27 protein-coding genes and 4 pseudogenes are annotated in these 24,471 nt (G+C 44.4%); 14 read left to right on the top strand and 17 right to left on the bottom strand.

Annotated elements, in window-relative coordinates; all coding sequences use genetic code 11:
* Nucleotides 1-52 precede the first annotated feature (52 nt).
* Nucleotides 53-658, top strand: coding sequence for a Uma2 family endonuclease (locus MiSe_RS30705; protein WP_226587399.1), 606 nt, complete (start codon nucleotides 53-55; stop codon nucleotides 656-658).
* A gap of 24 nt (nucleotides 659-682) precedes the next feature.
* Here MiSe_RS30705 and MiSe_RS30700 read toward each other — a convergent pair whose 3' ends face one another.
* The 5 genes from MiSe_RS30700 to MiSe_RS30680 all read right to left on the bottom strand — a co-directional run bounded on the left by MiSe_RS30700 (nucleotide 683) and on the right by MiSe_RS30680 (nucleotide 3,562).
* A complete protein-coding gene (locus tag MiSe_RS30700) occupies nucleotides 683-1,015 on the bottom strand; it encodes a hypothetical protein (RefSeq protein WP_226587398.1) in 333 nt (110 codons plus the stop codon).
* Complete coding sequence (locus MiSe_RS30695) at nucleotides 1,012-2,511, bottom strand: tetratricopeptide repeat protein (RefSeq protein ID WP_226587397.1); 1,500 nt, start codon at nucleotides 2,509-2,511, stop codon at nucleotides 1,012-1,014. Before MiSe_RS30695 ends, MiSe_RS30700 begins: the two co-directional genes overlap by 4 nt.
* Nucleotides 2,512-2,571: 60 nt before the next feature.
* On the bottom strand, nucleotides 2,572-2,769 hold the full coding sequence (locus MiSe_RS30690; RefSeq protein ID WP_226587396.1) for a hypothetical protein: 198 nt from the start codon (nucleotides 2,767-2,769) through the stop codon (nucleotides 2,572-2,574).
* Nucleotides 2,770-2,896: 127 nt separating this feature from the next.
* Nucleotides 2,897-3,154 (bottom strand): hypothetical protein, encoded by a 258-nt coding sequence (locus MiSe_RS30685; RefSeq protein WP_226587395.1) that lies wholly within the window; start codon nucleotides 3,152-3,154, stop codon nucleotides 2,897-2,899.
* 102 nt (nucleotides 3,155-3,256) lie between these two features.
* Nucleotides 3,257-3,562, bottom strand: a complete 306-nt coding sequence (locus MiSe_RS30680) for a hypothetical protein (protein ID WP_226587394.1) — start codon at nucleotides 3,560-3,562, stop codon at nucleotides 3,257-3,259.
* Between the two features lie 4 nt (nucleotides 3,563-3,566).
* On the opposite strand from MiSe_RS30680, the gene MiSe_RS51305 reads away from it, so the two are divergent.
* Entirely contained in the window at nucleotides 3,567-3,692 is a 126-nt protein-coding gene (locus MiSe_RS51305; protein ID WP_264196734.1) for a hypothetical protein, read from the top strand.
* A gap of 26 nt (nucleotides 3,693-3,718) precedes the next feature.
* Here the strand turns inward: MiSe_RS51305 and MiSe_RS30675 are convergent, their stop codons facing one another.
* The 4 genes and pseudogenes from MiSe_RS30675 to MiSe_RS30660 form a co-directional block, all read right to left on the bottom strand.
* Nucleotides 3,719-4,069 (bottom strand): hypothetical protein, encoded by a 351-nt coding sequence (locus MiSe_RS30675; RefSeq protein ID WP_226587393.1) that lies wholly within the window; start codon nucleotides 4,067-4,069, stop codon nucleotides 3,719-3,721.
* A 328-nt stretch (nucleotides 4,070-4,397) separates the two neighbouring features.
* Complete coding sequence (locus MiSe_RS30670) at nucleotides 4,398-4,862, bottom strand: DUF29 domain-containing protein (protein ID WP_226587392.1); 465 nt, start codon at nucleotides 4,860-4,862, stop codon at nucleotides 4,398-4,400.
* A 165-nt stretch (nucleotides 4,863-5,027) separates the two neighbouring features.
* A pseudogene (locus MiSe_RS30665) lies at nucleotides 5,028-5,840 on the bottom strand (class I SAM-dependent methyltransferase).
* Between the two features lie 10 nt (nucleotides 5,841-5,850).
* Entirely contained in the window at nucleotides 5,851-6,732 is an 882-nt protein-coding gene (locus MiSe_RS30660; protein ID WP_226587391.1) for an alpha/beta fold hydrolase, read from the bottom strand.
* A 101-nt stretch (nucleotides 6,733-6,833) separates the two neighbouring features.
* On the opposite strand from MiSe_RS30660, the gene MiSe_RS30655 reads away from it, so the two are divergent.
* Nucleotides 6,834-7,070 carry a hypothetical protein gene (locus tag MiSe_RS30655; protein WP_226587390.1) on the top strand — a complete coding sequence of 79 codons (237 nt, stop codon included), beginning with the start codon at nucleotides 6,834-6,836 and terminating at the stop codon, nucleotides 7,068-7,070.
* 90 nt (nucleotides 7,071-7,160) lie between these two features.
* Here the strand turns inward: MiSe_RS30655 and MiSe_RS30650 are convergent, their stop codons facing one another.
* The gene (locus tag MiSe_RS30650; protein WP_226587389.1) at nucleotides 7,161-8,045 is read right to left on the bottom strand and encodes a LysR family transcriptional regulator; all 885 of its coding nucleotides are present in this window, start codon (nucleotides 8,043-8,045) and stop codon (nucleotides 7,161-7,163) included.
* Between the two features lie 112 nt (nucleotides 8,046-8,157).
* Between MiSe_RS30650 and MiSe_RS30645 the strand changes: the two genes are divergently transcribed.
* Together MiSe_RS30645 and MiSe_RS30640 are read left to right on the top strand one after the other, a co-directional pair.
* Nucleotides 8,158-8,781: a GNAT family N-acetyltransferase gene (locus MiSe_RS30645; protein ID WP_226587388.1), complete on the top strand. Its 624-nt coding sequence runs from the start codon at nucleotides 8,158-8,160 to the stop codon at nucleotides 8,779-8,781.
* Nucleotides 8,782-8,979: 198 nt separating this feature from the next.
* Nucleotides 8,980-9,744 carry a class I SAM-dependent methyltransferase gene (locus tag MiSe_RS30640; protein ID WP_226587408.1) on the top strand — a complete coding sequence of 255 codons (765 nt, stop codon included), beginning with the start codon at nucleotides 8,980-8,982 and terminating at the stop codon, nucleotides 9,742-9,744.
* A gap of 17 nt (nucleotides 9,745-9,761) precedes the next feature.
* Here the strand turns inward: MiSe_RS30640 and MiSe_RS30635 are convergent, their stop codons facing one another.
* From MiSe_RS30635 to MiSe_RS30615, 5 genes and pseudogenes are all read right to left on the bottom strand, one after another.
* Nucleotides 9,762-10,082, bottom strand: coding sequence for a hypothetical protein (locus MiSe_RS30635; RefSeq protein WP_226587387.1), 321 nt, complete (start codon nucleotides 10,080-10,082; stop codon nucleotides 9,762-9,764).
* A 126-nt stretch (nucleotides 10,083-10,208) separates the two neighbouring features.
* Nucleotides 10,209-10,669, bottom strand: a pseudogene (locus MiSe_RS54080) (DUF29 domain-containing protein).
* Nucleotides 10,670-10,744: 75 nt separating this feature from the next.
* Nucleotides 10,745-11,185, bottom strand: coding sequence for a DUF29 domain-containing protein (locus MiSe_RS30625; RefSeq protein WP_226587386.1), 441 nt, complete (start codon nucleotides 11,183-11,185; stop codon nucleotides 10,745-10,747).
* A 67-nt stretch (nucleotides 11,186-11,252) separates the two neighbouring features.
* Entirely contained in the window at nucleotides 11,253-12,239 is a 987-nt protein-coding gene (locus tag MiSe_RS30620) for a CobW family GTP-binding protein (protein ID WP_226587385.1), read from the bottom strand.
* Between the two features lie 90 nt (nucleotides 12,240-12,329).
* Nucleotides 12,330-12,764 (bottom strand): SufE family protein, encoded by a 435-nt coding sequence (locus MiSe_RS30615; protein ID WP_226587384.1) that lies wholly within the window; start codon nucleotides 12,762-12,764, stop codon nucleotides 12,330-12,332.
* Here MiSe_RS30615 and MiSe_RS30610 point away from each other — a divergent pair.
* On the top strand, nucleotides 12,721-12,876 hold the full coding sequence (locus MiSe_RS30610) for a hypothetical protein (protein ID WP_226587409.1): 156 nt from the start codon (nucleotides 12,721-12,723) through the stop codon (nucleotides 12,874-12,876). The two genes, MiSe_RS30615 and MiSe_RS30610, sit on opposite strands and share 44 nt — an antisense overlap.
* Here the strand turns inward: MiSe_RS30610 and thrS are convergent.
* A complete protein-coding gene (gene thrS, locus MiSe_RS30605) occupies nucleotides 12,873-14,741 on the bottom strand; it encodes a threonine--tRNA ligase (RefSeq protein WP_226587383.1) in 1,869 nt (622 codons plus the stop codon). The genes MiSe_RS30610 and thrS overlap by 4 nt on opposite strands.
* 650 nt (nucleotides 14,742-15,391) lie before the next feature.
* Here thrS and MiSe_RS30600 point away from each other — a divergent pair.
* The 8 genes and pseudogenes from MiSe_RS30600 to MiSe_RS30565 all read left to right on the top strand — a co-directional run bounded on the left by MiSe_RS30600 (nucleotide 15,392) and on the right by MiSe_RS30565 (nucleotide 24,061).
* Nucleotides 15,392-16,426: a chlorophyll a/b binding light-harvesting protein gene (locus tag MiSe_RS30600; protein ID WP_226587382.1), complete on the top strand. Its 1,035-nt coding sequence runs from the start codon at nucleotides 15,392-15,394 to the stop codon at nucleotides 16,424-16,426.
* A 281-nt stretch (nucleotides 16,427-16,707) separates the two neighbouring features.
* A pseudogene (locus tag MiSe_RS30595) lies at nucleotides 16,708-17,664 on the top strand (chlorophyll a/b binding light-harvesting protein).
* Between the two features lie 129 nt (nucleotides 17,665-17,793).
* Nucleotides 17,794-18,069, top strand: a complete 276-nt coding sequence (locus MiSe_RS30590) for a hypothetical protein (protein WP_226587380.1) — start codon at nucleotides 17,794-17,796, stop codon at nucleotides 18,067-18,069.
* Between the two features lie 106 nt (nucleotides 18,070-18,175).
* Nucleotides 18,176-19,522, top strand: a complete 1,347-nt coding sequence (locus tag MiSe_RS30585) for a vanadium-dependent haloperoxidase (protein WP_226587379.1) — start codon at nucleotides 18,176-18,178, stop codon at nucleotides 19,520-19,522.
* A 207-nt stretch (nucleotides 19,523-19,729) separates the two neighbouring features.
* Complete coding sequence (locus MiSe_RS30580) at nucleotides 19,730-20,695, top strand: multicopper oxidase domain-containing protein (protein WP_226587378.1); 966 nt, start codon at nucleotides 19,730-19,732, stop codon at nucleotides 20,693-20,695.
* A 313-nt stretch (nucleotides 20,696-21,008) separates the two neighbouring features.
* The gene (locus tag MiSe_RS30575) at nucleotides 21,009-22,037 is read left to right on the top strand and encodes a FecCD family ABC transporter permease (RefSeq protein ID WP_226587377.1); all 1,029 of its coding nucleotides are present in this window, start codon (nucleotides 21,009-21,011) and stop codon (nucleotides 22,035-22,037) included.
* A gap of 125 nt (nucleotides 22,038-22,162) precedes the next feature.
* Nucleotides 22,163-22,939: an ABC transporter ATP-binding protein gene (locus MiSe_RS30570; protein ID WP_226587376.1), complete on the top strand. Its 777-nt coding sequence runs from the start codon at nucleotides 22,163-22,165 to the stop codon at nucleotides 22,937-22,939.
* A gap of 240 nt (nucleotides 22,940-23,179) precedes the next feature.
* Nucleotides 23,180-24,061, top strand: coding sequence for an ABC transporter substrate-binding protein (locus MiSe_RS30565; RefSeq protein WP_444980572.1), 882 nt, complete (start codon nucleotides 23,180-23,182; stop codon nucleotides 24,059-24,061).
* A 106-nt stretch (nucleotides 24,062-24,167) separates the two neighbouring features.
* On the opposite strand, the pseudogene MiSe_RS30560 reads toward MiSe_RS30565, so the two are convergent.
* Nucleotides 24,168-24,471 (bottom strand): annotated as a pseudogene (locus MiSe_RS30560) (hypothetical protein); the annotation flags it as partial.

The raw sequence follows: 24,471 nt of genomic DNA, 5'->3' as shown, positions 1-24,471 counted from the left end.
GAGCTTGCAATCTGCTGTAATAGCATCACGCCCTCACTTACAGGACAAAAAAATGACAGCAGCAAGTCAACTCCAACTTACCCCTATTCCCGAACAAAAATTTGTCTTTCCCATCCGCTTAAGCTGGGAGCAATTTAAGACTCTAGAAGAATTATTTGACTATACCCGTACCATTCGATTGACTTATCTCGATGGAGAAGTAGAAATTATGACCATTTCCACCGACCACGAAACGTTCAAATGTTTGCTTGCAGGACTTTTGATAATGTTTTTTGTCGAGAAAGACATCAGCTTTACCCCCACTGGAAGTGCTACCCTACAAGCGGAAGAAAGAGGCAGCAGTAAAGAACCCGATCTATCTTACCGTTTTGGGGAAGAACGCAGACAACGCCAAACGCCAGATCTAGTTATTGAGATCGTTTTTACCAGCGGTACTGTAAAAAAATTAGACTATTATCGCCGATTTGATGTACCAGAAGTTTGGTTTTGGTCAGACGGCGTTTTTACAGTTTACCGCTTGCAAGAATCGGGATACGAACAAGTAACTGCTTCTCAAATTTTGCCCGAATTAGATTTAGGTTGGCTGGCACAATGCTTGCAAATGTCGGAAGAAAAAGAAGCTCTAAAATTATTTCGCAATGCAATTCAGAATGGGTAAATAATGCCCAGCTTTGCTCGATATTTACATCGGCGGCGAACAAAAATTCGCTACACCTCTGGGTAAATTATCATCAGGAATCGTCCATGTTCTGGAGTTAGCCGTACAGCGAATCACCAATCTCGAACCTTTTGGAACTCGCACTAGATTCCCGATATAAAGATTATCGCCCACTCTCGCTGTTTGGTAGTTGCTCTCTCGCTTGAGTTCCACTCTTCCCCTCGTTTCTACGATTTGTGCCAATGGTTGGCGAGTTGAGTTTGATGGGGGTGCTGATTGTCTTTGCGCTAACCCGCCGTTACTCAAAGTTACAATTGTTAAAGTTGTAGCCATTAAAATCAACAAATTCGGTTTCATTTTGACTTGCCTTCGCTTGCCAAGCTCTTCAGTGCTAGGCTAATCCAAGTGTTTTCATCCGGATTATACTGACTGGCGTACTTGACGCATTGTTCCCAGGAGGTTTTAGCACCTGCTTGATTTTTTTGTTTCTCTAGAACTTGCGCCAAGAGACAATGACTTATTGCGAATTGCTTATCGAAAGAAACAGCATTTCTCAGTTGAGTTTCTGCATCGGGATAGCGTCCTTGTTTTAATTGGCTCCAACCTTGATATGCCAAAATTATTGCTTGTTTCTTTTTGTCATTTTTAGTGAAAGGTAAGGCGACATACAGCCAGCGATCGCTATCTAAATTTTTCCCATTTTTCAAGTAAAAATATACCAAATTTTTCAAGGTGTCGAACTGTTTATCCGTCAGCGTTGCTTTATCTTTAATCGCCTCAAATTGCTGCTGACTCAAATCGGATAATTTATCTAATTTTTCAGAATTTTGACCATCAATTATTCCGAACCTTGTTAAAGTTTTAAAATCTCTTCTGGTAATTGTGAATGCTTTGTTATTTCTTAATAAAATAATTTGAGGTTCCAAAGCAGTCTGCAACCAATCGTCGGCTTGCCGATAATTTTGCTGTTGCAAATATAATCTAGCAATATCACTGGCAGCTTGGGCTTTCCCTTTCCAGGAAGTCTTATAATTTTCAATCGCTTTGTTATAGTCTTTCGCTTCTTCGTAAAGTTGTCCCAGTTTATAATAAATTTCTGTATTCTCTGGATTCAATTTTAGCGCTCGGTTATAATGCTCCTCCGCAACATTAAGGCGTCCATATTCGGCAGCTTGAGCCGCCGTTGGCACGTAATAATTGTCTGCAATCCAAGGAATGAGCGACCAAAATACAAATAACAACCACAAAAGTAACCCAGCCGCCAGACAGATAATTTCATCCCACCAAGCCTTTTCTAATTTGAGGCTGGTGAGAATATATTCAATTCCTTCTTGTCCGCGTTTTGTGAGTGCGCCTTCTCCCGCCAGCAGCGTTAATATACTAGGAATAATCACCGCAAATGCGCCAGCGATATCGGGGCCTCCGCTTAAAAATCGCGTTGAAATATCAACGACCAAACTGAGGGAGGCCGTTAGGAAAACTAAGGAAAAAAACCGCCACAACCAGTCAAACTGATCGCGCCAAGGTTTCGGCGTAATTGGGTCAAGCAACCACCACCATTCTTTTTCTGGAGGATTAAAAATAGCTTGCCATTCTGCTAATTTAGTAACTCGGTTAATATATCTAGCTTGTTCCTTTAAACGGTTATCTAAGTCTTTGACCGCTTTAATCAGACGTCCTGAATGATGCTGAGTTTTGTCGCTCATTGCCACTTGAACGGCGTCGCGCGCAATCAAAACGTCGAGAACGTGTTCGACGGATAAATCTTCTGCGGCTGTTTCTAGGGAGGCGATCGCTTTTTCGTACCGCTCGACAGCACGCTCTAATAAAGAGTCAGGCAGGGTTTGAGCCATAATGCTATTGCGCTGTGAGTTGTAACATGACTCACTACTAAGCTATACAGCCGATCAAACCTATTTTCCGTAATCTTGCGGATTGACATTTACCCAAAGAAACCGGGTTTCTATGAAAAAGGCAGAAACCCGGTTTCTAAGATATTGAGCGATCGCAATTATGGTCGTCGCATACATCCTCAAAATAACAGACAAGGGAGAGAGTTTGCGACCTTCCCTTGTTCTCCTGATAGCGGTTTGCGACTTGATAGAATACACTTTATTTTGTCATCAGTTAATGCCCGCGTAGGCGGGCTTCGTTTGTATAGCGGCAGCATTAATGCTGCCGCTATACAAACGAAGCCCCAAGGGCTGTATTCCACTAAGTCGCAAACTGCTATATCTTCTAATGCAGCACAACGTACTTGACCAAAATACTCATCACCTCACCAACCTTTGAAGTTGGTAACAAAGGACTCCACGCCCCAACCTCTGCATAACCTAGAGCGTAAAGTCCATAAATTGCATTTTTCACCACCTGGGGAGAACCAATCAGCAAGTGTTTGAGTGGTTCTCTTCCAGGGATGGTTGCATCTGGAGTTGGCGCGGGAACAGGTGCATGAGGTTCGTCGCCACCAAGATTGAGTAAAAAGCTTTCTTTCATTGGCGTTGATGGTTCAAAATCTAGGACACCAAAAAAATAAAGCCTTCCTCTAGTGGAAGGCAATAGTTTTATACGTAAATTGCGTATATTTAATAGCGTGAATTACTCTTTTATAGCGTCGGGCGGTAGCACCAACTTCCGGATTTGGTTGAGTATATCTTCCTTCCTGAGAATATTTAGAACGTAGTCGGGGCGCTTTTCAAAGTTTTTCCCCCATCCCTGAACCGTTCGCTCTGAAAGACCCGTAGCTGCGGCTGGGGCCTTCACGCAAACCTTGTAGTACCCCCGCTCTTCAGGAGGCATATCTACCCATCGTTTACAGAATTCGCTTGGCTCCAAAGGCAATACCTTAATCTCATCAACCCTATGATGCCTCTTTCTTTGGCGACGAGGAAGACTCGCGTACATAATTATGCGTAAATTACGTAAAGTTTTGAGGCTAACACAAATCCGCGATCGCGATCGCATCTCCGCGTTAGCCGTTAAAAATCTAGGACACCTAAACAATAAAACTTCCCCTTGCGGGAAGCCAGAATAATACACGGATATTCGTGTATATCTTTTTCAAGACTCTCGGTTATTTTTTTGTTGGGAGCGCTGCTCTAGAAACAAATCCAAGAGTTCATCTGGGGCGGCGTTGAGTTGAACCCGTAGTGCATCGGCATAAGCTAGGGTGGCTTGACAGTCTTCTGGCATCGCTTCAAACCTGGAACCCCAGCTATCGACAGTTCTGTAGGGCTTCTTCAGCAGGGTACTCAAAACCCTTGCACATTTGGCTCTGTAGCCTCTTTCCTTTTTGATCCGCTCTTTCTCTTCTGGTTGTAGCTGGTCAATTCCAAACCAACGCTCGCAGAAACTTTCTGCCTTCATTCTGGGAAACGCACTCAGTATGCTCAAAACGGCTGTCTCCGTCATTTTCTTATGCCTGAGCGTGGCTGGGTGAACCATGAGTCAAGTTTCCCCCGTAAAATTTCTTTGGGGCAATCCTATATTACACGGTTTTCCGTGTAATATGGGGTTTGAGCTAAAAAAGGCGATCGCATCGTGCCGACAAAGCGGATTGCTTGCCTCGTCTTGGTTCAGCATTTTTGCTTCGTTTGTGTAGCGGCACCCTTAATGCTGCCGCTACACAAACGAAGGTTTACCTCATCCGACTGCAATCCGCTATATAGCGCCAAGGGATGCGATCGTACTCATGACTTTATTCGCAGGTAAAATTTAACGGGGGCGTGCGGGGCGCGCTTCAGTCTGGTAAAAACTCATCATCTATCACCTGTGGCAGTTCATAAGGACACTGTACGGGGAATGTTTCTAATGGCAAACCCGTTTCAGCTTTTGCTTGTTTCACTGCTTGTGCGTAGCACTCGACAAAAATATTTTCAAGATACGGTTTAAGACTAGGGGAATCAATCAGATCGTCTTTGACGCGCCTACGGTGTTCAATTATGCTTGCTTCCCAGCTACCACTTCTCCTTTCGGGCTGAAATTGCCACTTGAGCAAATGTAATAAAATTACAATTAAATTGCTCTTCAGACTCTTGCGCTCGCTCCTCCCCAGATCTTCAATTTCCTCAATCAGATTTTCCCAATCTACATTTGCATAATCCTGACTCCGAAGTTTTTCTATGGTGGTTTCTATCCATTGCATATAATCTGTTTCGTATAGCATTTGCAGCTCTGCTTTTAGGGGAGGCATGGCAGTTTCCATAGAGTATCACCGAAGATGTCTTTACGTTGATTTTAGTTTTTGCTAGCGCTTCCCGCCCACTTGCAATTAGATCGGGTTTGATGGCATCGGTAAAGTCAGGCGAGGCGGGTTTAACGAGATATGCAAGTATTTCCACAGATTGATGTCATTGACCATAGCAAATTACTAAGCTTTTTGACCAGTGACAAAAAAAGTCATGTTCTCATACCAAACACCTTGAACGGTTGCTCTTTCTTCAACTTCTTTACGATACTCAGCTTTCAATTTTTCCATTTGTTCAGATGTCAATTGGGATAGGGGATTCTCCCGTGGATGAAACCACATCCCATTCCATTGTCCCAATTCCTCAACGTCCCGATAGAAGCCAAGTTGTTTAGTTTGTACTTGAACATTCTGAAAACCCACTTCTTGCAGTAAATTACAGCATTTTTCAGGTGTTCCTGTAGGCTCGTTAATATTCAGTAAGCGAATGCCATACTTGGCACATACTTTGACGAGCAGAGGTGCTTCACAAGAGCGCTCAGAACAGCAAGAGAATGCCACAATTCCTCCCGGTTTAAGCCAACAATACCAATTACGTAAACTAGCAGGGATATCTCTGAAATAAACGATTGCGGTTCCACATAAAATCGCATCAAAGCTTTCCATGTCGCAGCTTAAATACTCTACATCCGCCTCAATTATTTCGATATTTTGTCAACCTATTTCTTCAATCTTCTGTCGTGCTTGATTGAGCATCCCTGAAGAAAAATCGATTCCAATAACTTTGCCTTCAGAACCAACAATTTGTGCAGCAGCAATAGCTATAATCCCCGTACCAGTCGCCACATCTAAAACTTTCTGCCCCTTTTTTAATCCAACTAAATCTAGCAGGGGCAGGGTACGCCGAATCGTGTAATCGTTGTCGTAATTTGTTCGGCTATTGAAGAAACCCACGACTGTTTGTTTGTATTGATTTTCGTATTCGGCGTTTTGCATTGCATCCAATTTATAGCGTTAAAAACGGTAAAACGGCTTCTGCTACCGCATCGGCATGTTCTTCATGCAGTCCCAAAGATCCAGAAATGCGCTGTGTTTGGACGCCTGGTAATGCTGCTAATGCTTCCATTTCTCCCTTCGATTTCGGCGGCGCTTGCTCTGCAATAATTACCATTGTTGGCGCTGGTAAAGGTTGAAATTGATCCAGAAAATCCGATTGATTTAGAAAAGGATCTAAACCACCTGTAACAAACGCAACGGGTGCAAATCTCGCCCCGGATTTCTGAGTAATTTCCCATTTTTGCCCGATAAAGTCGGGAGTCAGTTTAGCCTCGTCGGTGTAGACGTGGCGGCGATACATCCAGCGCAAAAAAGAAGGGGCGGTGTTGAGTTTGTAGAGGAATTGTCCCAGAATCGGCGATCGCACCGCTTCCCTCACCATACTAAACGTCTCTGGCGGCTTACTCATCATCGCCGGTAATGGCCCGCGCCAAGTGGGAGCGACTAAAACTATCTTGGAAAAAACGCCTTTCTGCGCTAGCTGCATCGCGTATCCTGCCGCGTGACCTGCTGCAATCGCCGCAACCGGGGTATTAAAAACATTTGTGACAAAATCTTGCAAAAATTGGTGATATATGCTGGGTTGGTAATTTAGGGGAGGGCGTTCGCTTTCGCCAAATCCAGGCCAATCTAGTGCTACAGTTTGAAATTGACTAGCGAGTAATTCGGCAAGCGGCTGCATTTCGCCGCGCGTGGAAACGGTACTGAAAGCTGGAAGCAGCAAAACGGGCGTTCCTTGTCCGAGAGTTTCGTAAACGACCCGTATTGGTTTTCCTTGCCAATTCCAGAAATATTCCCGAACGGTGGAAGAGGGGACAGAAGTAGTAGTCATAGCAAGAAATTTGATCAACACTTACTATTCTTATTTGACATGCTATCTCAGGGATGATTCCTGAGAAGATTTTCTCACGGAGGTTATAGATCAGTTCGCTTATGGATACATATTTAATTCATTTTGTCTATTACGCATCATTTAAACATGAAAGTACCGGCGCACCCGCCAAGGATAAAGAGTGGTTTAAAGCTTACAGAATTATTCCCAGAGTCGGAGATTGCGTGTTAAAGGATGGAGAATGGTTTCAGGTTGAGCGAGTTTTCTTATACCAACCAACAGCTAAAGGGATAGATGCACAGGTGCAGTGTTCATTTTATGGATTTGATACGGTGTGAAGGTAATAACTCAAGTTGCTAATTGCTAATTGCTAATTGCTAATTGCTAATTGCTAATATAGGATTTGTCTTTCCATTAGCCATTAGCCATTAGCCATTAGTGGTAACTTGCCTCGCAACTTCTAAAAACCGCAGTACCGTTGGGGATGGATTGTGTCGCCAAATCATAGCGATCGCTACCATCGGTGTAGTTTCTTGCAACAGTTTGTAAACCACACCGCTGCGTTGAAGATTTTGCATCGATGCTGGCACAATGGCAACCCCCATCTGTGCCGCTACCAAGCTGACAATCGTTTGCATTTGAGTCGCGTCTTGCGCCAGGATAGGACTGAAACCAGCTTGCTGACAAAGACTAATAATCGGATCGTACAATCCGGGTGCGAGGGATCGGGGGAATAAAATAAAGGGTTCCTGAGAAAGCGATCGCAACGACACTAATTCTTGACTACAAAATGCATGAGTTTCTGGCAGTGCCAAAATCAGAGGTTCGGAAAAAATAACTTCAGAACTTAAACCATCCTCCTCTACTGGAGGACGGACAAACCCAATATCAATTCGTCCTTGCTGCAACCATTCTAATTGTTGGTCAGTCGTCAATTCTCGCAATTGTAGCTTCACGCTAGGAATCGCTGTACGAAACGCTTGCAGAATAGTTGGCAGAACGTTATGCACCGCAGAACTAGCAAAACCAATTGCCAATTGCCCTAGTTCACCGCGACTGGTTTGTCGTCCAATTTGAATTGCATTCTCAAGCTGGCGCATAATTTTTTGCGTTTCGGCAAAAAATACAATTCCTGCTTCAGTCAACCGTACTGTACGTTTGGTGCGATGAAACAGTTGAAATCCCAACTCAGCCTCCAACTGACGAATTTGTTGGCTCAAAGGAGGTTGAGCAATATGCAGTCTTTCTGCTGCACGGCTAAAATTCAGTTCCTCTGCTACTGCCATAAAGTAATGCAGGTGTCGCAGTTCCATAACTCACCGCCGCACTTATATTTTTAAAGTATAAATCAATAGCTAAAAATATATTGGACATTCCCAATTCTGTTTCATATAGTGATGAATAAGAGGAATTGAGACGTTAAAAATGGATAAACTGAATCTAAAAATTAGAGTTGCTGACATCAAAGATGTAGAGTTAATCCTTTCCTTAATCGGGCAAAAAGCCGAGTTTGATGGATGTTTAGATGCCTTAGAAGCTACAGCCGATAAATTAAGGCAGACTCTATTTTATAGCGGTTTGCACCCCCATGAGGTACACCTTCGTTTGTGTAGCGGCAGCATTAATGCTGCCGCTATACAAACCAAGCCAAAGGGCTTTCCTTCACTCGCTGGCAATCCGCTGTATTATCATCCTCCACAGGCGCACGTATTGTTAGCTGAAGTAGAAGGAATCCCGGTAGGATTTGCTCTCTATCATTATACATACTCAAGTTTTTTGGCACAACAGGGTATTTGGTTAGATGATTTGTTTGTTCAATCTCATATGCGGGGTAAAGGAATTGGTCAAGCATTGATCGATTCTCTAGCACAAATTGCTGCTGAAAATAATTGCGGACGCATCGAATGGACGGTTAATAAGGATAATGCGCCAGCAATTGCTTTCTACAAAAAACAGGGGGCGCGCATAATGGAATCAATCAGATTATGCCGAATTGATCGGATTGGAATTTCTCGGCTTGCGGGTAAAGAACTAGCAATAACGCCATGATTTACGCAAACACCAAAGTTTCTCTGAAAAATCGTCGGTTAGAAGTAGGGACAAGGCAAGGCAAAATATTCTGTAAAAGTGAACGTTAAAATCGTCGGTTATAAGTAGGGGCACGGCAAGGCAAAATATTCTGTACAAATGAACATTTTATGCTTGCCGTGCCCCTACGCAGGAACTCAAGAATCAGGAGGTTTTTCAATGACACAACCATCTTGGAATACTACGCTTTATCAAGAAAAACACGCCTTTGTTTGGCAGTATGGCTCATCGCTTTTAGAATTACTTGCTGCTAAACCAGGAGAACGGATTCTAGATTTAGGTTGCGGAACGGGACAATTAACCGAGAAAATTGCTCAAACTGGGGCTAACGTGCAAGGAATTGATTCATCTCCAGCGATGATTGCGACGGCACTTCAGAACTATCCCCATTTAGATTTACGAGTAGCAGATGCCAGAAATTTTCAGGTAGATCAACTTTTTGATGCAGTTTTCTCAAATGCAGTTTTGCATTGGATTAAACAACCTGATGCCGCAATTTATTGCATCAGAGAAGCGCTTAAACTTGGAGGTCGATTGGTGGCGGAATTTGGCGGTAAAGGCAACGTGCAAGCAATTTATCAAGCAATTTGTAGTGCTTTGGCGGAAATGGGTCATCCTTCACCTGAAGCACTTTCTCCCTGCTATTATCCCAGTATTGGTGAATATGCGACGAGGCTAGAAAAACAAGGATTTGAGGTGACCAACGCTGTATTATTCGATCGTCCAACACCGCTAGAAGATGGCGATGCAGGCATGGCAAATTGGATTGAAATGTTCGCGAATGGGTTTTTATCTGGGTTGTCAGATATAGAGCGAATCCAAGTCATCCAATCTGTTGAAAAACGCTTGCAACCAATGCTGTATCGGGATGGAACGTGGTTTGCAGATTACCGCAGAATTCGCGTGGTTGCTATCAAAGTATAGGGGAGAGATTTCTGTTTTTAAATCCCCGACTGACGCAAGGATCTGATACACCCAGTACAGTCGCAACCATATTTAGCGATCGCTTCATCGCTTTCTTCATCGGTAATATCTAACATAGGCGTCGGATCGCTATCAAACGCATCCGATGCACTTGCTATTTCTTTAGTCACCCGCAGACAACTCAACCCGTTGGAGTCGCGAGAAAGAATGCAGGAAAGATCTTCGTTGGTGGCGGGGATGGGTGTGGTTGCACCGACGGGAGAAGCTGTCACAAAAACAGACGCGAGAGAAGCTAACAGTGCAGGGCTAGAGAGCAAAACCAGTAAAAATCGATTCATTATTTTGTACCAGATTCGATCACTTGCTCAGATTATCCCATTTTTGTTTATAGTTCAAGTAAGTTTTGTTTATATGTGGTGAGAGATTTAGATGCGCGTAGCGTGCGCGGTCTGGTAGATCGCGCTTTACTCTGGTAAAAAATCAGCATCTAGGGATTGATCCGGTGTATAAAGACAATCTAATGGAAAAGTCTCTACTGGTAAACCTGTTTCATCTGCCGCTTGAAGACGAGCATTAATGTAACACTCAGCAAATACCTCTTGCAGGTATGGTTTTAAGCTGGGTGAATCTTTTAAGTCGTCATTGATACGTCTGCGATGTTCCCGAATACTGCCTTTCCAACTGCCACTACGACATTCTGGTTGATGTTGCCATTTAAGGAAAGGAGATGAAGCAAAAGCACCACAAGGTTGCTTTTAAGGCTTTTTCTCTCCCATTTTGACATATCCTCAATTTCCTCAATTAAGTTTGTCCAGTCTACGCTGGCGTATTCTTGATTACGCAGTTGTTCAACTGTAGTTTCAACCCAGCGGACAAAATCGGTTTCGTAGAGACTTTTTTGAAAAGCTTGTATTTCCGTTGCCACGAGCGTGTCTCCTGGAATTAGGTTTTATATTATATTGTAAATTCCCGCACAACTTGCTGTTGCTGCTCGCAACAGTCATGCTAAAAAGTCTGCGTCAAGAACTTGCTCAATTGTAAAAGGAAACTCAGCGGGAAAAGTCTCTACTGGCATTTTAGTTTCCTTGGCTGCATCTCGACGGGCACGTTGGTAATATTTTTGTATCCACTCTGAATCTTGAAGAAAACGTTGCAAGCTGGGAGTATCTTCTACACAATCCTGAATTTTGTCCCGGCAGTTGGAGAGGGTGTCATCCCAACTTTTGGTTCGGCGTTCAGGTTGATACTGGCATTTGAGTAAGTGCATTAAAAGCACTTGCAAATAGCTTCCTAATTCCCTTTGTTCGCTCCTACCCAATGCCTCTAGTTCCTCTACTAGATTTTCAATATCCAACTCTGCCCAGTTTCCTTTCCTCAAGCACTCTGCTTGCTGTTGCGTCCATAATAAAAAATCGCGTTCGTAGAGCGTTGCTTTACTCATCAGCCGTTTCGCTCCTTTGTCCTTTTCATCTTCAAATATTGCAGATTCTTAACAATCAAAAAATCTGCTATCGAGTCAGGCAATTATTGAGTTGCTGGTGAATTTCCAGCGCATTTAACGAGCGCCCGATCAATACTAGCTGATTGCTCGGTTCTCCCTGCCATTCTTCATCTTTCAAGTCGTAGCGTTTGCCGCTCAATTGAAAGATGTGACATCTCGTACTTTCTTTAAACCAAAGAATCCCTTTAGCACGAAAAACATTGGCAGGCATTTTATCTTGTAAAAATGTCTGAAATTTTTTCACGGCAAAAGGTCGATTGCTTTTGAAAGAAACGGATACAAAACCATCGTTGGCGAGGTGGTTTGACTGTTGCTCTTTACTCAAGCTGGCATCAGTTAGATAGGTTTCTGGATGCGCCAGTTCTACGCCTAAAATCAGCGGTAGGGGTACTTGACCGTGTTGCGAGCGCAAAACCCTAGCCCCAGCTTTTATATCATTGATATACTCCTCTAGTTCCTCAACCTTTTCTTCTGGCACCAAATCTGTTTTATTGAGTAAGATTATATCCCCATAAATCAGTTGCCGGAACGCTATTTCGCTTTCCAGATGCTCTGGCGTAAACGTTTCGGAATCTACCACCGTCAGAATTGAATCCAGGTTAGTAAACTCTCGTAATTCCGTCCCTACAAATGTTAAAATAATTGGTAGCGTATCCGCCAGCCCTGTCGTTTCCACTACCAAGTAATCAATTCGGTCTTGCCGTTCTAAAATCTTGTAAACGGCCTCAACCAAGTTATCGTTGATCGTGCAGCAGATACAGCCGTTGCTCAATTCCAACATGTCATCTTCCAGGGAAAGCAACAGTTGGCTGTCGATATTAATATCCCCAAATTCGTTAACCAAGACTGCGACTTTTAAATCTTGTCGATTTTTGAGGATTTGATTGAGTAAGGTTGTTTTGCCGCTGCCCAAAAATCCGGTAATAATCGTCACCGGCATTCCCCGTTTGGTCAGACCTTCGATTGTACCTGCCCTTGGTTCTGTTATAGACATTATATTTTTCCAAAAACTCTTGTGGGGTGGGCATCCTGCCTGCCATTGAGCTTGTTTTTTGGAGAGTTCTTATTAATTGAACGACTCTCCTTACTCGGATAGTTGATATGATAGGGCTTGCTTTTTCATTTTTTGGAAAATGTTATAAAACCCATTGGCGCGGGAAGGGGTCAAGCTTACATTCAGCCCCGTCTGTTGAATAAAATCTGGAGTGACTTTCAAAATTTCTTCGGGTGTGAGTCCGTTCAATCCTTGGATTAAAAATGCGACTAATCCTTTAACTAACTGGGAATCTGAATCGCCTTGATAAACAACCTTGCCGTCGTTCAACCCAGAAATAATATAAACCTGGGACACGCACCCCGAAACTTTATTTTCAGGTACTTTTTCCGATTCGGGAAATTCAGGCAGCTTTTTAGCTAACCAAATCAGTTGTTCGTAGCGCTGTTTCGGATCGGACTGACGCGCGAAGCGTTCGACCATGCGTGCGAGGTTAGGTGGTAAGGTGGCGGCGTTGGAAGACATGGGGGAAAAATGCGATCGCTATTATCACTGCCATTATACTCCAATGAGTTGTCGCGGTGTTGTTGCGATCGCAGAACTTACCCACGCGAGGTCAGAAACCGGGTTTCTTTAAATCGTAGTTTTTTCTTCAATTGCTGCTTGCAAACGCTCTGGCAATTCAGACAAAGAAAGCGTTCCCAACTCTCCCGCTTTTCTGGTTCTCACGCTCAAGCTTTGATTCTCTACTTCCCGCTTACCGACAATTGCACTCACAGGAATTTTTTCTAATTCGGCGTTGCGAATTTGCTTGGATAAACGTTCTCCACTCCTATCAACTTCAACGCGATACCCCGCTTTTTTCAGCGTAGCTGCCACAGATTCGGCATACTCCAGTTGACCATCGCTGACGGGTAAAAGGCGTATCTGCACGGGTGCTAACCACAGGGGAAAATCCCCCGCGTAGTTTTCAATCAAAATGCCAAAAAACCGCTCCAACGAGCCAAAAATTGCCCGGTGAATCATAATCGGTTGTTGGCGACTGCCATCAGCGGCAACGTATTCGATATCGAATCTTTCTGGTAAGTTAAAGTCTACCTGAATTGTGGAACACTGCCACAAGCGACCGATGGCATCTTGAATTTTGAGATCGATTTTGGGGCCGTAAAATGCACCGCCGCCTTCATCGATTACGTAATTCCAACCTTTCCTATTCAAGGCTTGAATTAAAGCCTGGGTTGCCAATTCCCATCCGGCATCCGTACCGACAGATTTAGCCGGACGAGTGGAAAGATTCACCTGATAATTCTTGAAGCCAAAATCGGATAAGAATTGTTCGGTCAGATGCAGCACTCCCAGAATTTCATCGGCGATTTGTTCGGGTAAGCAGAAGATATGCGCGTCATCTTGGGTGAATCCCCGCACGCGCATTAATCCGTGCAAAACTCCAGAACGTTCGTAGCGATAAACCGTGCCTAATTCTGCCCAACGCAATGGTAATTCTCGGTAAGAATGCAGGTCATTTTTGTAGGTGAGAACGTGAAAAGGACAGTTCATCGGCTTGAGTTGATAAGCCTGTTCTTCTATATTCATCGAGTCAAACATATTTTCGCGATAAAAATCGCAGTGACCCGATGTTTTCCATAATTCCAGATTCGCGATGTGGGGCGTGTACAGTAGTTCGTAACCTGCTTCTAGGTGCGCTTTCCGCCAATAATCTTCGATTAAATAGCGGATTTTTGCGCCGCGAGGATGCCAGAAAACTAAACCTCCGCCTGCATCTTCTTGGATGCTAAAAAGTTTGAGTTCTTGCCCTAATTTACGATGGTCGCGGCGTTTTGCTTCTTCTTTTTGTTGCAGGTAAGCTTGCAGTTGTTCTGGGGTTTCCCACGCAGTGCCGTAGATGCGTTGTAGTTGCGCTTTGGTTTCGTCGCCGCGCCAATATGCACCCGCGACGCTTTCTAAAGCAAAGGCATCGGGATTGATTTCGCCTGTGAACTTTAAATGCGGCCCCGCACACAAATCCCACCAAAATTCATCGGGTTCAATTGTGGCAGTTTCAATTAATGAAGGTTCGGGTTTTTCTCCTTTTTTACACCTGCCGCTATCCGGATTCCCAATAAAATAACGAGTAATTATTTCGCCTTCTGGAATGCTGTCTAGAATCTCTATTTTGTAAGGCTCTCCTAGCTGTTCGATTTCGGCTTTGATTTGTTCTCGCTCTACTTCTTCTCGAATTATCGGCAAATTTGCTTTAATAATTCGCCGCATTTCAGTTTCGATTTTACCCAAATCTTCCGGGGTAAATGGTTCTTTGCGGTCAAAGTCGTAATAAAAGCCATTGTCCACCACTGGTCCAATTGTCACTTTGGTTTCTGGAAATAGCTTTTGCACTGCCATTGCGAGTACGTGGGCGCAGGTGTGGCGAATTCGCAGCAGTTTTTGCTCGTCTTTTGGGTTGGGGTTGTAACTCGATTGGGCTTGGGATGGGGAACTGACCATAAAACAATAAAGTGATAATGATTCCTATTCTAACAAAATGAAGGGGCAGAGGGAAATGCTTCTGCGTTCGCGCCAGCGTTGCCGAGCAATATCGCTTCCCCGCAGAGGAATCCCCTTTAGCTTTTGTATTATATTGTAGCACGATGTGAAAAAGCGATCGATGTGCGTTGGGGGTCTATGGGCGATCGCGTCGTTCGTAGTAGGCGCTTCAGCGCCCGTTCGTAGTAGGCGCTTCAGCGCCCGTTCGTAGTAGGCACTTCAGCACCCGTTCGTAGTAGGCGCTTCAGCACCCGTTCGTAGTAGGCGCTTCAGCGCCATCCAGCATTATTTGATAATTAATCGCATCTAGTCAAAGTAAAATTAACAATTATTGCGGTTAATTGACAACGCAGCCCGGGGCAGCTATGGGTTCAAGATCAAGAAACCATGATAAATAAACTTGTTCGTAGTAGGCGCTTCAGCGCCAGTTCAAGAAACAATGATAAATAAACTCATGTCAGCAAGTCATAACACTGGTAAAAACTTATTGACAATCTTCTGCAACTATCATAAATTGATGAGAATAATTAGCAAGAAGCCAGGGAACCGACTGAGCGAGCGATCGCAGCAAGGGAAAACAGCCACGAAAATCGCAAGGAGACGGACATTCAATGCAAACTTACGACAAGACAGAGGTTAAATATGCCTGGTGGGCTGGAAACGCTCGCTTTGCCAATTTATCCGGCTTATTCATCTCAGCCCACGTAGGACAGGCAGCGCTGATTACGCTTTGGGCGGGAGCATTTACGCTGTTTGAAATCTCTCGGTATTCACCCGACTTACCGATGGGCGAACAGGGGCTAATTTTACTGCCCCACTTGGCAACATTGGGATTTGGTGTGGGAAAAAACGGTCAAGTATTGAATACTTATCCCTTTTTTGTTGTCGGAGTTTTGCACCTAATCTCATCCGCTGTTTTGGGTGCTGGCGCTCTTTTCCATACCTTTAAAGCGCCGGAAAACTTGAAAGATGCAACGGGGCAGGCCAAGAAATTCCACTTTGAATGGAATGATTACAAACAGTTGGGAATAATCTTGGGACATCACCTACTTTTCTTAGGAGCAGGTGCGCTGCTACTGGCTGCTAAAGCGATGTATTTTGGCGGACTCTATGACTCCACAATTGGGGAGGTGCGCTTAGTAACAAATCCCACCCTTGACCCATTAGTAATCTATGGCTATCAGACCCATTTTGCCAGCGTTAACAGCTTAGAAGATTTAGTCGGCGGTCACATTTACGTAGGCGCAATTCTGATTGCAGGCGGTATTTGGCACATCATCAAAGAGCCTTTACCTTGGGCGAAAAAGCTTTTGATCTTCTCTGGAGAAGCAATTCTTTCCTATTCTTTAGGCGGTATTGCTTTGGCAGGATTTGTTGCTGCTTACTTTTGTGCGGTGAACACGTTAGCTTATCCCGTGGAATTTTACGGGCCAGCGTTAGAAGTAAAGCTAGGCGTGACTCCTTATTTTGCTGACACAGTGCAGTTACCGAATGGTGCCCATACGGCTCGTTGTTGGTTAGCAAATGCCCATTTCTTCTTAGCTTTCTTCTTCCTGCAAGGTCATCTCTGGCACGCTTTGCGAGCGATTGGCTTTGACTTTAAGCGCGTCGAAAATGCCTTGAATACCGTCGGCAGCGATTTGTAAAACAGTTTTTCCTCTGTAAGGACACGGCAGTAGAAAACCTTCCAGTTAGCGGCAAAGCTGATTGATGCCGTTGTCGGGGCACGGCAGTAGAAAACCTTCCAGTTAGTTGTCGGGGCACGGCAGTAGAAAACCTTCCAGTTAGCGGCAAAGTTTATTGATGCCGTTGTCGGGGCACGGCAGTAGAAAACCTTCCAGTTAGCGGCAAAGCTGATTGATGCCGTGCCCCTACACCAAAACAAGATTTTTTGACTTCAAATGACTCAAAAGGAAAGAACCGAACTGTGGAAATTTCTACTCAAAGAACGCTAGCCGACAATACAAATTTGACATGGTTGATTGGGAATGCCCGCTTGATTGATTTGTCGGGTCAATTATTGGGCGCTCATATTGCTCACGCGGGTTTAATTATGTTTTGGGCTGGCGCTACTGCGATATCAGAAGTGACTCACTTGGTGCCTGACAAACCGATGTACGATCAAGGACTAACTCTGCTACCTCATTTGGCGTCTTTAGGTTGGGGTGTGGGTGCAGGCGGTCAAGTGGTGGATACCTATCCCTATTTTGCGATTGGAATCTTGCATTTAGCCGCCTCTGCTGTTTTGGGTGCTGGCGGGCTTTATCATGTTTTTCGCGGCTCTGGGATCTTAAAAAATGGGGTGGGACGAGTTACTAAGTTTCACTATGAATGGACTGACCCAAAACAGCTAAGTTTGATCTTGGGTCATCATTTGATTTTTTTGGGAATTGGTGCGTTTTTATTCGTCCTCAAGGCAATGGTTTTTGGCGGAATTTACGACCCCGCTGTTGCCAATGTCCGCTTAATTACCAATCCAACTCTCAATCCCGTGACGATTTTTTGCTACCTATTTGGCATTGCAAATGGGGGTTGGACTCCCCTGGGAATGGCGAGTGTGAATAATTTAGAGGATGTTATCGGCGGGCACATTTGGATTGGATCTTTACTGATTGCTGGCGGGGCGTGGCATATTGTGAGTCAACCTTTTCCTTGGGTTAAGAAAGCGCTGATTATTAATGGAGATGCGCTGCTTTCTTACAGTTTGGGCGGTTTGGCTTTTATGGCTTTTGTTTCTGCCATCTTCGTGGGATATAACACGACTGTTTATCCGAGATAATTTTACGGGTTAGAGCGAAATTATTTGGCAGTTAGTCAATTTTTCTTGGGGTTGTTGGCGCTTGGCAGTCACCTTTGGCACGCTTACCGCGCCCGCTTAAATTGATCGGACTTCTGGCAAAAATTCCGCAGTGGCGAAGCATTTAAAAATAAAGATTTTGCGTTTACCGAAACATCCAGGCGCAAATGCTTCGCCCCTACAGTCGCGTATTTGTCATTCACTCAGGTTCTGGAAATGATAGCTGCAATTTTTTACTGTTTCTGTGCTTGGACTGTGACGATTTTATTGGTTTGGAAGTTTCTGGTTTCAGTGCAAAAAGGTGTGTCTTATGTCAAGCGTCTCCATCAAATTCCTTGTCATGCTTGCGAATATTTTACTAACGATTATCGCCTTAAGTGTACGGTGCGACCGATGACGGCTTGTTCTCTTGAGGCGATCGCTTGTCCTGACTTTGAGCCTAAAACCGTTTATTGCAAGGCTTGCACCAAATCTTGTCATCAGCTTAATTGAGAAATTAAGAGTTGTTGAAGAAATCAGGCTGCTTCGGCTTTCAGATTTACACTCGCTAAATGAAGTTATTGCTTAATATTATCAACAACTTTATGCGGTGTTCATCATGAAACCTAACTCAGAACGCTCAATTATAGGCATTTCTGTCAAGGCGATCGCAATAGGTACGATCGCAAGTTTAAGTTTTATTGCATGTAAATCGCAAAAAGTCCAGTTGCTGTCAGCGGTGCAACCTGGGGCAAACGCGCAAGCTGTAGCACCGAGGCAACAAGCAAAAGATGCGGTGATGGAATGGAATGCGATCGCTCTGTCAACGATCCGCACAGACAAGACATCGCCGCCGATGGCAGCGCATAACCTGGCGATGGTGCATGGGGCGGTGTACGATGCGGTAAATGGGATAGCAGCAACGCACAAACGCTATCGCGTACAAGTGCAAGCGCCTCCAGGTGCATCAGAAGCAGCCGCTGCGATCGCTGCTGCACATCGAATGTTAGTTAATTTGTATCCGAAACAAGCGGCTGCGTTAGATGCTGCCAAAACCGAATCTTTGGCAAAAATAGCTGAAGGAAAATCTAAAACAGACGGCATCAAATTAGGGGAAACTGTTGCCGACCAAATATTTGCATGGCGACAAAATGATGGTAGCAATGCCGAAGTTGCTTATACGCCTATAAATCAACCCGGTTATTGGCAACCCGTACCGCCGGAATTTAAGTCAGCTTCGATGCCGCATTGGAAGAATGTTAAACCCTTTGCGATGACGAAGGGAGAGCAATTCCGCATTGCGAAGATGCCGAGTTTAACGAGTGCTGAATATACGGCAGAATTTAATCAAACCAAAGAAATTGGCGCGAAAGATAGCACGACGCGGACGGCCGATCAGACTGCGATCGCTAAATTCTGGTTAAATGGTTCGGGAACGCTAACTCCCCCCGGACATTGGAACCAAATTGCTGCTGATGTTGCTATAAAACGGGGCAATACTTTACAGCAAAATGCCCGTTTATTTGCATTGCTAAATATCGCCCTCGCCGATGCCAGTATTATTGACGGCGATCAAAAATACACGTTTAATCGTTGGCGACCGATTACCGCAATTCAGCAAGCCGATAAAGATGATAATCCCGAAACAACCGCCGATGCAAATTGGACGCCTTTACTAAGTACTCCTTCTTCTCCTGCCTATGTATCGGGACACAGTACGTTTGGGGGTGCAGCCGATGCAGTTTTGACGGCATACTTTGGCGATAAAGTTAGTTTTACTGCAACCGCCGACCCTTCTGTAAATTTGCCGCCTCGTTCTTTCAATAACTTTACTCAAGCAGCAGAAGAAGCGGGGATGAGTCGCGTTTACGGCGGCGCTCATTGGATGTCTGATAATCGAGATGGGTTGACTGCTGGGAGGAATTTGGGTAAGTACGTTGTGCAAAACTTTTTGACTCCGAATTAGATGCTAATTGCTCATCGCTAATTGTTAATTGCTGATGGCAATATTTTCCGGATATACCAGCCATTAGCTATTAACAGCCCTCAACGTATGGGCGAGTTTAACCTGGTTATATTTGAGGCAATGAAATATCTCGTTAAGCCCGCCCTTACGAGCCAATTATTCATTCTTGAAAACCATCCATCTTTGGCTGTATTAGCAAGAAATTTCATGAGTAAGCTTTCTTCATTACTAATTAAAAGACGCCGAATGCTGCAACTAGGATTGGCAGGCGGAATCGCAGTTGCTGGCATCACTCTTGGTGACCCGATTTGGCGTAGGGTAAAGGCGAAAATTTTGCCACCTCCAAAACTGGTTTGGAACCCCTCGTCATCGCTGCGAGAATTTGAGTATGGCACGCTGAAACAAGAGAATGGGCGTCAGATTCGAGAATTTACAATAACTTCTAAACCCACAGAAATTTTACTTGATGGTGCTTCGTTTACTACTTGGAGTTACAACGGGAGAGTTCCAGGTCCAACTTGGCGCGCCAATCAAGGCGATCGCATCAGGGTGATTTATACAAATCAGCATCAAGGTGAAGACCACTCGATCCATTTTCATGGGATTCATAAAGCACAAATGGATGGCATGGAACCCATTAGTTATGGAAAAACCACAGTTTATGAATTTGATGCTAAACCTTTTGGCCTTCATCTATATCACTGCCACGTAGGAGATATCGCTTATCATATCGGTCAGGGACTTTATGGCATGTTTATTATCGATCCGCCAGGAGGGCGCCCCCAGGCAGATGAAATAGCCATCACCATGTCAGGCTACGACACAAATGGGGATGGAAAAAATGAATTCGTCGTCTTCAATGGGTTTCCACAATATTACATGAAATATCCGATACCCGTTCAACAAAATCAACTGGTTCGGCTTTACCTTTTGAATATGATTGAATATGAATCAGCCGTTACTTTTCACCTTCATGCCAATTTATTTCAGGTTTATCGAACGGGTAGTACGCTTCAACCTACGGAAGCAACGGATGTAATTACGATGGGAACGGCAGAGCGACACATTCTTGAATTTTCATACAGTGACCCAGGTATGTATATGTTCCATCCCCATCAAGATTGGGTGGCGCAAAAAGGTTGTGAGGGAATGTTCCACGTGCATCCTGCTTAATTGGTAATTGGTAATTGGTAATTGGTAATTGGTAATTGGTAATTGCTAATTGCTAATTGCTAATTGCTAATTGCTAATTGGGTAAATGCTCACCCCGTAAATACAACACTCGCAAAGGCAGATCCAGCAGTTTGTACGGATATAAGACTGGCTGTGTCAACCAGAATGAATATTTATGATATGATGTCCGGTGGCAAAGGTTTTGTATAGTTTTTGATACTGTAGGGGCGGGTTTTACGAATCAATCTGTGGAACCAACAAATATTTCGTTAAACCCGCCCCGCCTGACGCTACCGATACAACCGGACATCATATGAGTTATTTTGATGAAAAAATGCCAGTACAAAAGCAAGCAACCGCCCTAAATTATCGAGTGTTACAGGCAGGTTTGATTCTGATAATAGGGTTACTCGTAACCATTATTCTTTCGCTTTCTTTAGGTGCTGTACCGATGAGTGTGGCACAAATATGGCAAGCATTTCTGCATCAGGGAGATTCAGTAAATCAAACTATTATTTGGGAACTGCGTTTGCCTAGAATTGTAGCAGCATTAACGGTAGGGGCAGCATTGGGAATGTCGGGTGCTTTGTTGCAAGGATTGCTGCGAAATAGTTTGGCAGATCCGTTTATATTGGGAATATCGGCGGGGGCAGGTTTGGTGGCGATCGCTATGTTCACGTTAGGAGTATTTCAAGCTTGGGTTCCCCTTTTTTCCTGGGTGGGTGCAATTCTGACATCGGCGATCGTTTATTTTTTAGGAAAAACGGCAACGGGAATATCTGTAGAACGCTTAATTTTAGGTGGGGTGGCGGTTAGTTCTTTATTTGGGGCGGTACAAACAACGTTGATATTATTAGCAGAAGATAGTCGCATCCAAGCAGCACTAAACTGGTTAATTGGCAGTTTAAACGGACGAGGTTGGTCGGATATTCAAATTGCTGCACCTTATATTAGCGGATCGTTGCTATTGGGATGCTTTTTAGCTCGTAGCGTCAATTTACTAGCTTTGGGAGATGATTTGGCAGTGGGATTGGGAGTATCGTTGATGCGATCGCGCTTATTAATTGGTGCCGTCGCTACCTTACTCGCCGCCAGTGCTGTCAGTATCGGCGGATTGATTGGTTTTGTAGGATTAGTTGTCCCCCACGGCGTGCGTTTATTGGTGGGAACTGACTACCGTTGGGTATTACCTTTGAGCGCAGTTGGCGGTGCTTTGGTACTTACTATCTCGGATTTACTTGCCCGTTTGGGTGCGGTAGAATTACCTGTAGGAACGATTACCGCTCTGTTAGGTTCTCCCTTATTTGTTTGGTTGTTGTATCGTCGGTCAGCCAAATTTTAGCATATGGAAAGAAACCGGGTTTCTCTGAAAAATAGTCTATTTGGAACAAGAGATCGCAGCAAGAAACCCGGTTTCTATATTCTCGTCAAACCTTTATCGATCAATTACAAACCCAGGCACAATAAATGTTATTGGACATTCAAGACCTAACTGGCGGTTACGGAGACATAGCGATCGCGCAAAACATCACCCTATCCATCCAAAGGGGTGAATGGTTAAGTTTGATCGGCGCTAACGGTTCCGGTAAATCTACTTTGCTAAAATTAATTAGTCGCATTCTCGCACCCCAGCAGGGAGTTGTTTTGCTCGATGGCAAAGCAATTCACTCCCAACCTGCCGCTATTGTGGCGCGGAAATTAGCGATTTTGCCCCAACAACAAACGATTCCCGAAGGATTAACCGTCAAGCAGTTAGTCAGTTTAGGACGTTCGCCCCATCAACCTTGGTGGCAGTGGGAATTGAGTCGAGAAGATGCCCAAAAAGTTGAAATTGCCATGCATCAAACTGGGATAGAAAAATTTGGCGATCGCTCGGTAGAACAACTTTCGGGAGGCGAACGCCAACGCGCTTTTTTAGCCCTTGCTTTGGCACAAAATCCCCAAGTTTTGCTGTTAGACGAACCCACGACTTATTTGGATATTTGCTACCAGTTGCAATTGCTCGAATTACTCAAACAACTCAACCAACAAAACTTGACTATTATTACAGTATTGCACGAAATTAATTTAGCAGCAAGGTATAGCGCGCGCATTGCCCTACTCCATCAGGGAAAACTTACTTGCGTCGGGACTCCGAAGCAAGTTTTGACCCCCGATAATTTAGCCCAAACTTTTGGCGTAGAAGTTACCATTATAGAAACACCAGTAGGATTGCAGATTTGTCCTTTATCTCCTCGATTTTGACTTGATATGCCCAAAAATTGGATGTATTTAAAAGTCTGCACAAGCTACATCACCCGCCAGGGATTAAAATCCCTGGCTAATAGCTTAAGTCCTCTAAAGAGGACTAAAAGCGCGATCTCAGTCCACGTAGGGGCGAAGCATTTGGGCGACAAATTGTTGGTGTCGCCAAAAGATTTCGCACCGAATGCTTCGCCCGTACAACTTTGGCTATTAGCTCGAAAATTTATTTCCGGGCGGTTAATGCGACTGGCTGCTATCTTCGTTTTAAGCCTAACATTTGTTGCTTGCTCAGGTACAAGCCAAAATTTGTCAAACCCAATTTCTTCCCCCGCAGCAACGGAAACAACCAATCGCGAATCTGCCCAAAAAGTTGTAGCGCTGACTCCTTTAACCGCCGATATTATCTATCAATTGGAGCCAACAAAAATTGTCGGTGTTACGGGCAGCAAAATAATCAGTAATGACCCTCGTTTTAAGGGAATTACTACAGTCAGCGGCGAACAAACTCCGCCGAATTTAGAAAAAATTGTGGCGCTGAAACCCGATTTCGCGGTCGGGGCGGCAGGGTTTCACGATAAAACAATGGAAAGATTGCAGCAGTTAGCAATAAAGACGCTGCTGACGCAAGTAAAAAGCTGGAAAGCATTGGAAGAATTGACAGTGAATTTAGCGCGATCGCTCAACGCCGATCCCGAACCTTTACTCAAGCGCTACCAAACCTTTTTAGCCGACATTCCCCAGGGAGATTATTCTACTCTAATCTTAGTCAGTCGCCAACCGATTTTATCTCCCAATCAAGCTAGCTGGGCAGGTGACTTTCTTCAGCAATTTAAGCTGAAAAATCTAGCCGCCCAATTGCAGGGAACTTCTCCTTTACGCGGGTATGTTACCCTTTCTCCAGAAAAGATTCTCCAGGCAAATCCAGAAATTATCCTTTTAGTAGAGACGGGAGATAAAATCCTAGAAAAGTTTAAATCCGACTCATTTTGGAATCAACTCCAAGCCGTAAAAAACAATCGAGTTTACGTCTTTGACTATTATGGATTGGTCAATCCCGGTAGTATAGACAGCATCGAAAAAGCTTGTTCCCAACTCAAACAAATTCTAGAGACAAAAAGCTAGCTCTTCAGCGCTATTACCAACCAGGACTTACGCACGACGAACCTAGAAACCGTTTTTCATAGAAACAAAGGTGATTTGCGTAAGTCCTGACCAACGTTTTATCTACTCACATATTGCACCTGACATGGGTGGGACAAGCAGGTTGCTTATCCCACAAGAAAAAAACTCTTGTGGAGTGGGCGGTGGGACAACCAGGTTGCTTATCCCACAAGAAAAAAACTCTTGTGGAGTGGGCGGTGGGACAACCAGCTTGCTTATCCCACAAGAAAAAAACTCTTGTGGGGTGGGCGGTGGGACAACCAGCTTGCTTATCCCACAAGAAAAAAACTCTTGTGGGGTGGGCGGTGGGACAACCAGCTTGCTTATCCCACAAGAAAAAAACTCTTGTGGGGTGGGCGGTGGGACAACCA

Source organism: Microseira wollei NIES-4236 (genome assembly GCF_020521235.1).
Classification (GTDB): Bacteria; Cyanobacteriota; Cyanobacteriia; order Cyanobacteriales; family Aerosakkonemataceae; genus Microseira; species Microseira wollei.
Note: the sequence above shows the minus strand (reverse complement) of the source record. Positions and strands in the feature narration are given on the sequence as shown.

Bases quoted from the DNA above. Each gene is read 5' to 3' on its own strand.
- MiSe_RS30640 (WP_226587408.1), top strand. From the start codon at position 8,980: ATGACACAACCATCTTGGAATACTACGCTTTATCAAGAAAAACACGCC.
- MiSe_RS30590 (WP_226587380.1), top strand. From the start codon at position 17,794: ATGATAGCTGCAATTTTTTACTGTTTCTGTGCTTGGACTGTGACGATT.
- MiSe_RS30645 (WP_226587388.1), top strand. From the start codon at position 8,158: ATGGATAAACTGAATCTAAAAATTAGAGTTGCTGACATCAAAGATGTA.
- MiSe_RS30650 (WP_226587389.1), bottom strand. From the start codon at position 8,045: ATGGAACTGCGACACCTGCATTACTTTATGGCAGTAGCAGAGGAACTG.
- MiSe_RS51305 (WP_264196734.1), top strand. From the start codon at position 3,567: ATGCGTAAATTACGTAAAGTTTTGAGGCTAACACAAATCCGCGATCGC.
- MiSe_RS30675 (WP_226587393.1), bottom strand. From the start codon at position 4,069: ATGACGGAGACAGCCGTTTTGAGCATACTGAGTGCGTTTCCCAGAATG.
- MiSe_RS30600 (WP_226587382.1), top strand. From the start codon at position 15,392: ATGCAAACTTACGACAAGACAGAGGTTAAATATGCCTGGTGGGCTGGA.
- MiSe_RS30580 (WP_226587378.1), top strand. From the start codon at position 19,730: ATGAGTAAGCTTTCTTCATTACTAATTAAAAGACGCCGAATGCTGCAA.
- MiSe_RS30625 (WP_226587386.1), bottom strand. From the start codon at position 11,185: ATGAGTAAAGCAACGCTCTACGAACGCGATTTTTTATTATGGACGCAA.
- MiSe_RS30685 (WP_226587395.1), bottom strand. From the start codon at position 3,154: ATGAAAGAAAGCTTTTTACTCAATCTTGGTGGCGACGAACCTCATGCA.
- thrS (WP_226587383.1), bottom strand. From the start codon at position 14,741: ATGGTCAGTTCCCCATCCCAAGCCCAATCGAGTTACAACCCCAACCCA.
- MiSe_RS30570 (WP_226587376.1), top strand. From the start codon at position 22,163: ATGTTATTGGACATTCAAGACCTAACTGGCGGTTACGGAGACATAGCG.
- MiSe_RS30655 (WP_226587390.1), top strand. From the start codon at position 6,834: ATGGATACATATTTAATTCATTTTGTCTATTACGCATCATTTAAACAT.
- MiSe_RS30615 (WP_226587384.1), bottom strand. From the start codon at position 12,764: ATGTCTTCCAACGCCGCCACCTTACCACCTAACCTCGCACGCATGGTC.
- MiSe_RS30575 (WP_226587377.1), top strand. From the start codon at position 21,009: ATGAGTTATTTTGATGAAAAAATGCCAGTACAAAAGCAAGCAACCGCC.
- MiSe_RS30695 (WP_226587397.1), bottom strand. From the start codon at position 2,511: ATGGCTCAAACCCTGCCTGACTCTTTATTAGAGCGTGCTGTCGAGCGG.
- MiSe_RS30635 (WP_226587387.1), bottom strand. From the start codon at position 10,082: ATGAATCGATTTTTACTGGTTTTGCTCTCTAGCCCTGCACTGTTAGCT.
- MiSe_RS30610 (WP_226587409.1), top strand. From the start codon at position 12,721: ATGCGTGCGAGGTTAGGTGGTAAGGTGGCGGCGTTGGAAGACATGGGG.
- MiSe_RS30705 (WP_226587399.1), top strand. From the start codon at position 53: ATGACAGCAGCAAGTCAACTCCAACTTACCCCTATTCCCGAACAAAAA.
- MiSe_RS30670 (WP_226587392.1), bottom strand. From the start codon at position 4,862: ATGGAAACTGCCATGCCTCCCCTAAAAGCAGAGCTGCAAATGCTATAC.
- MiSe_RS30620 (WP_226587385.1), bottom strand. From the start codon at position 12,239: ATGTCTATAACAGAACCAAGGGCAGGTACAATCGAAGGTCTGACCAAA.
- MiSe_RS30565 (WP_444980572.1), top strand. From the start codon at position 23,180: ATGCGACTGGCTGCTATCTTCGTTTTAAGCCTAACATTTGTTGCTTGC.
- MiSe_RS30680 (WP_226587394.1), bottom strand. From the start codon at position 3,562: ATGTACGCGAGTCTTCCTCGTCGCCAAAGAAAGAGGCATCATAGGGTT.
- MiSe_RS30585 (WP_226587379.1), top strand. From the start codon at position 18,176: ATGAAACCTAACTCAGAACGCTCAATTATAGGCATTTCTGTCAAGGCG.
- MiSe_RS30700 (WP_226587398.1), bottom strand. From the start codon at position 1,015: ATGAAACCGAATTTGTTGATTTTAATGGCTACAACTTTAACAATTGTA.
- MiSe_RS30660 (WP_226587391.1), bottom strand. From the start codon at position 6,732: ATGACTACTACTTCTGTCCCCTCTTCCACCGTTCGGGAATATTTCTGG.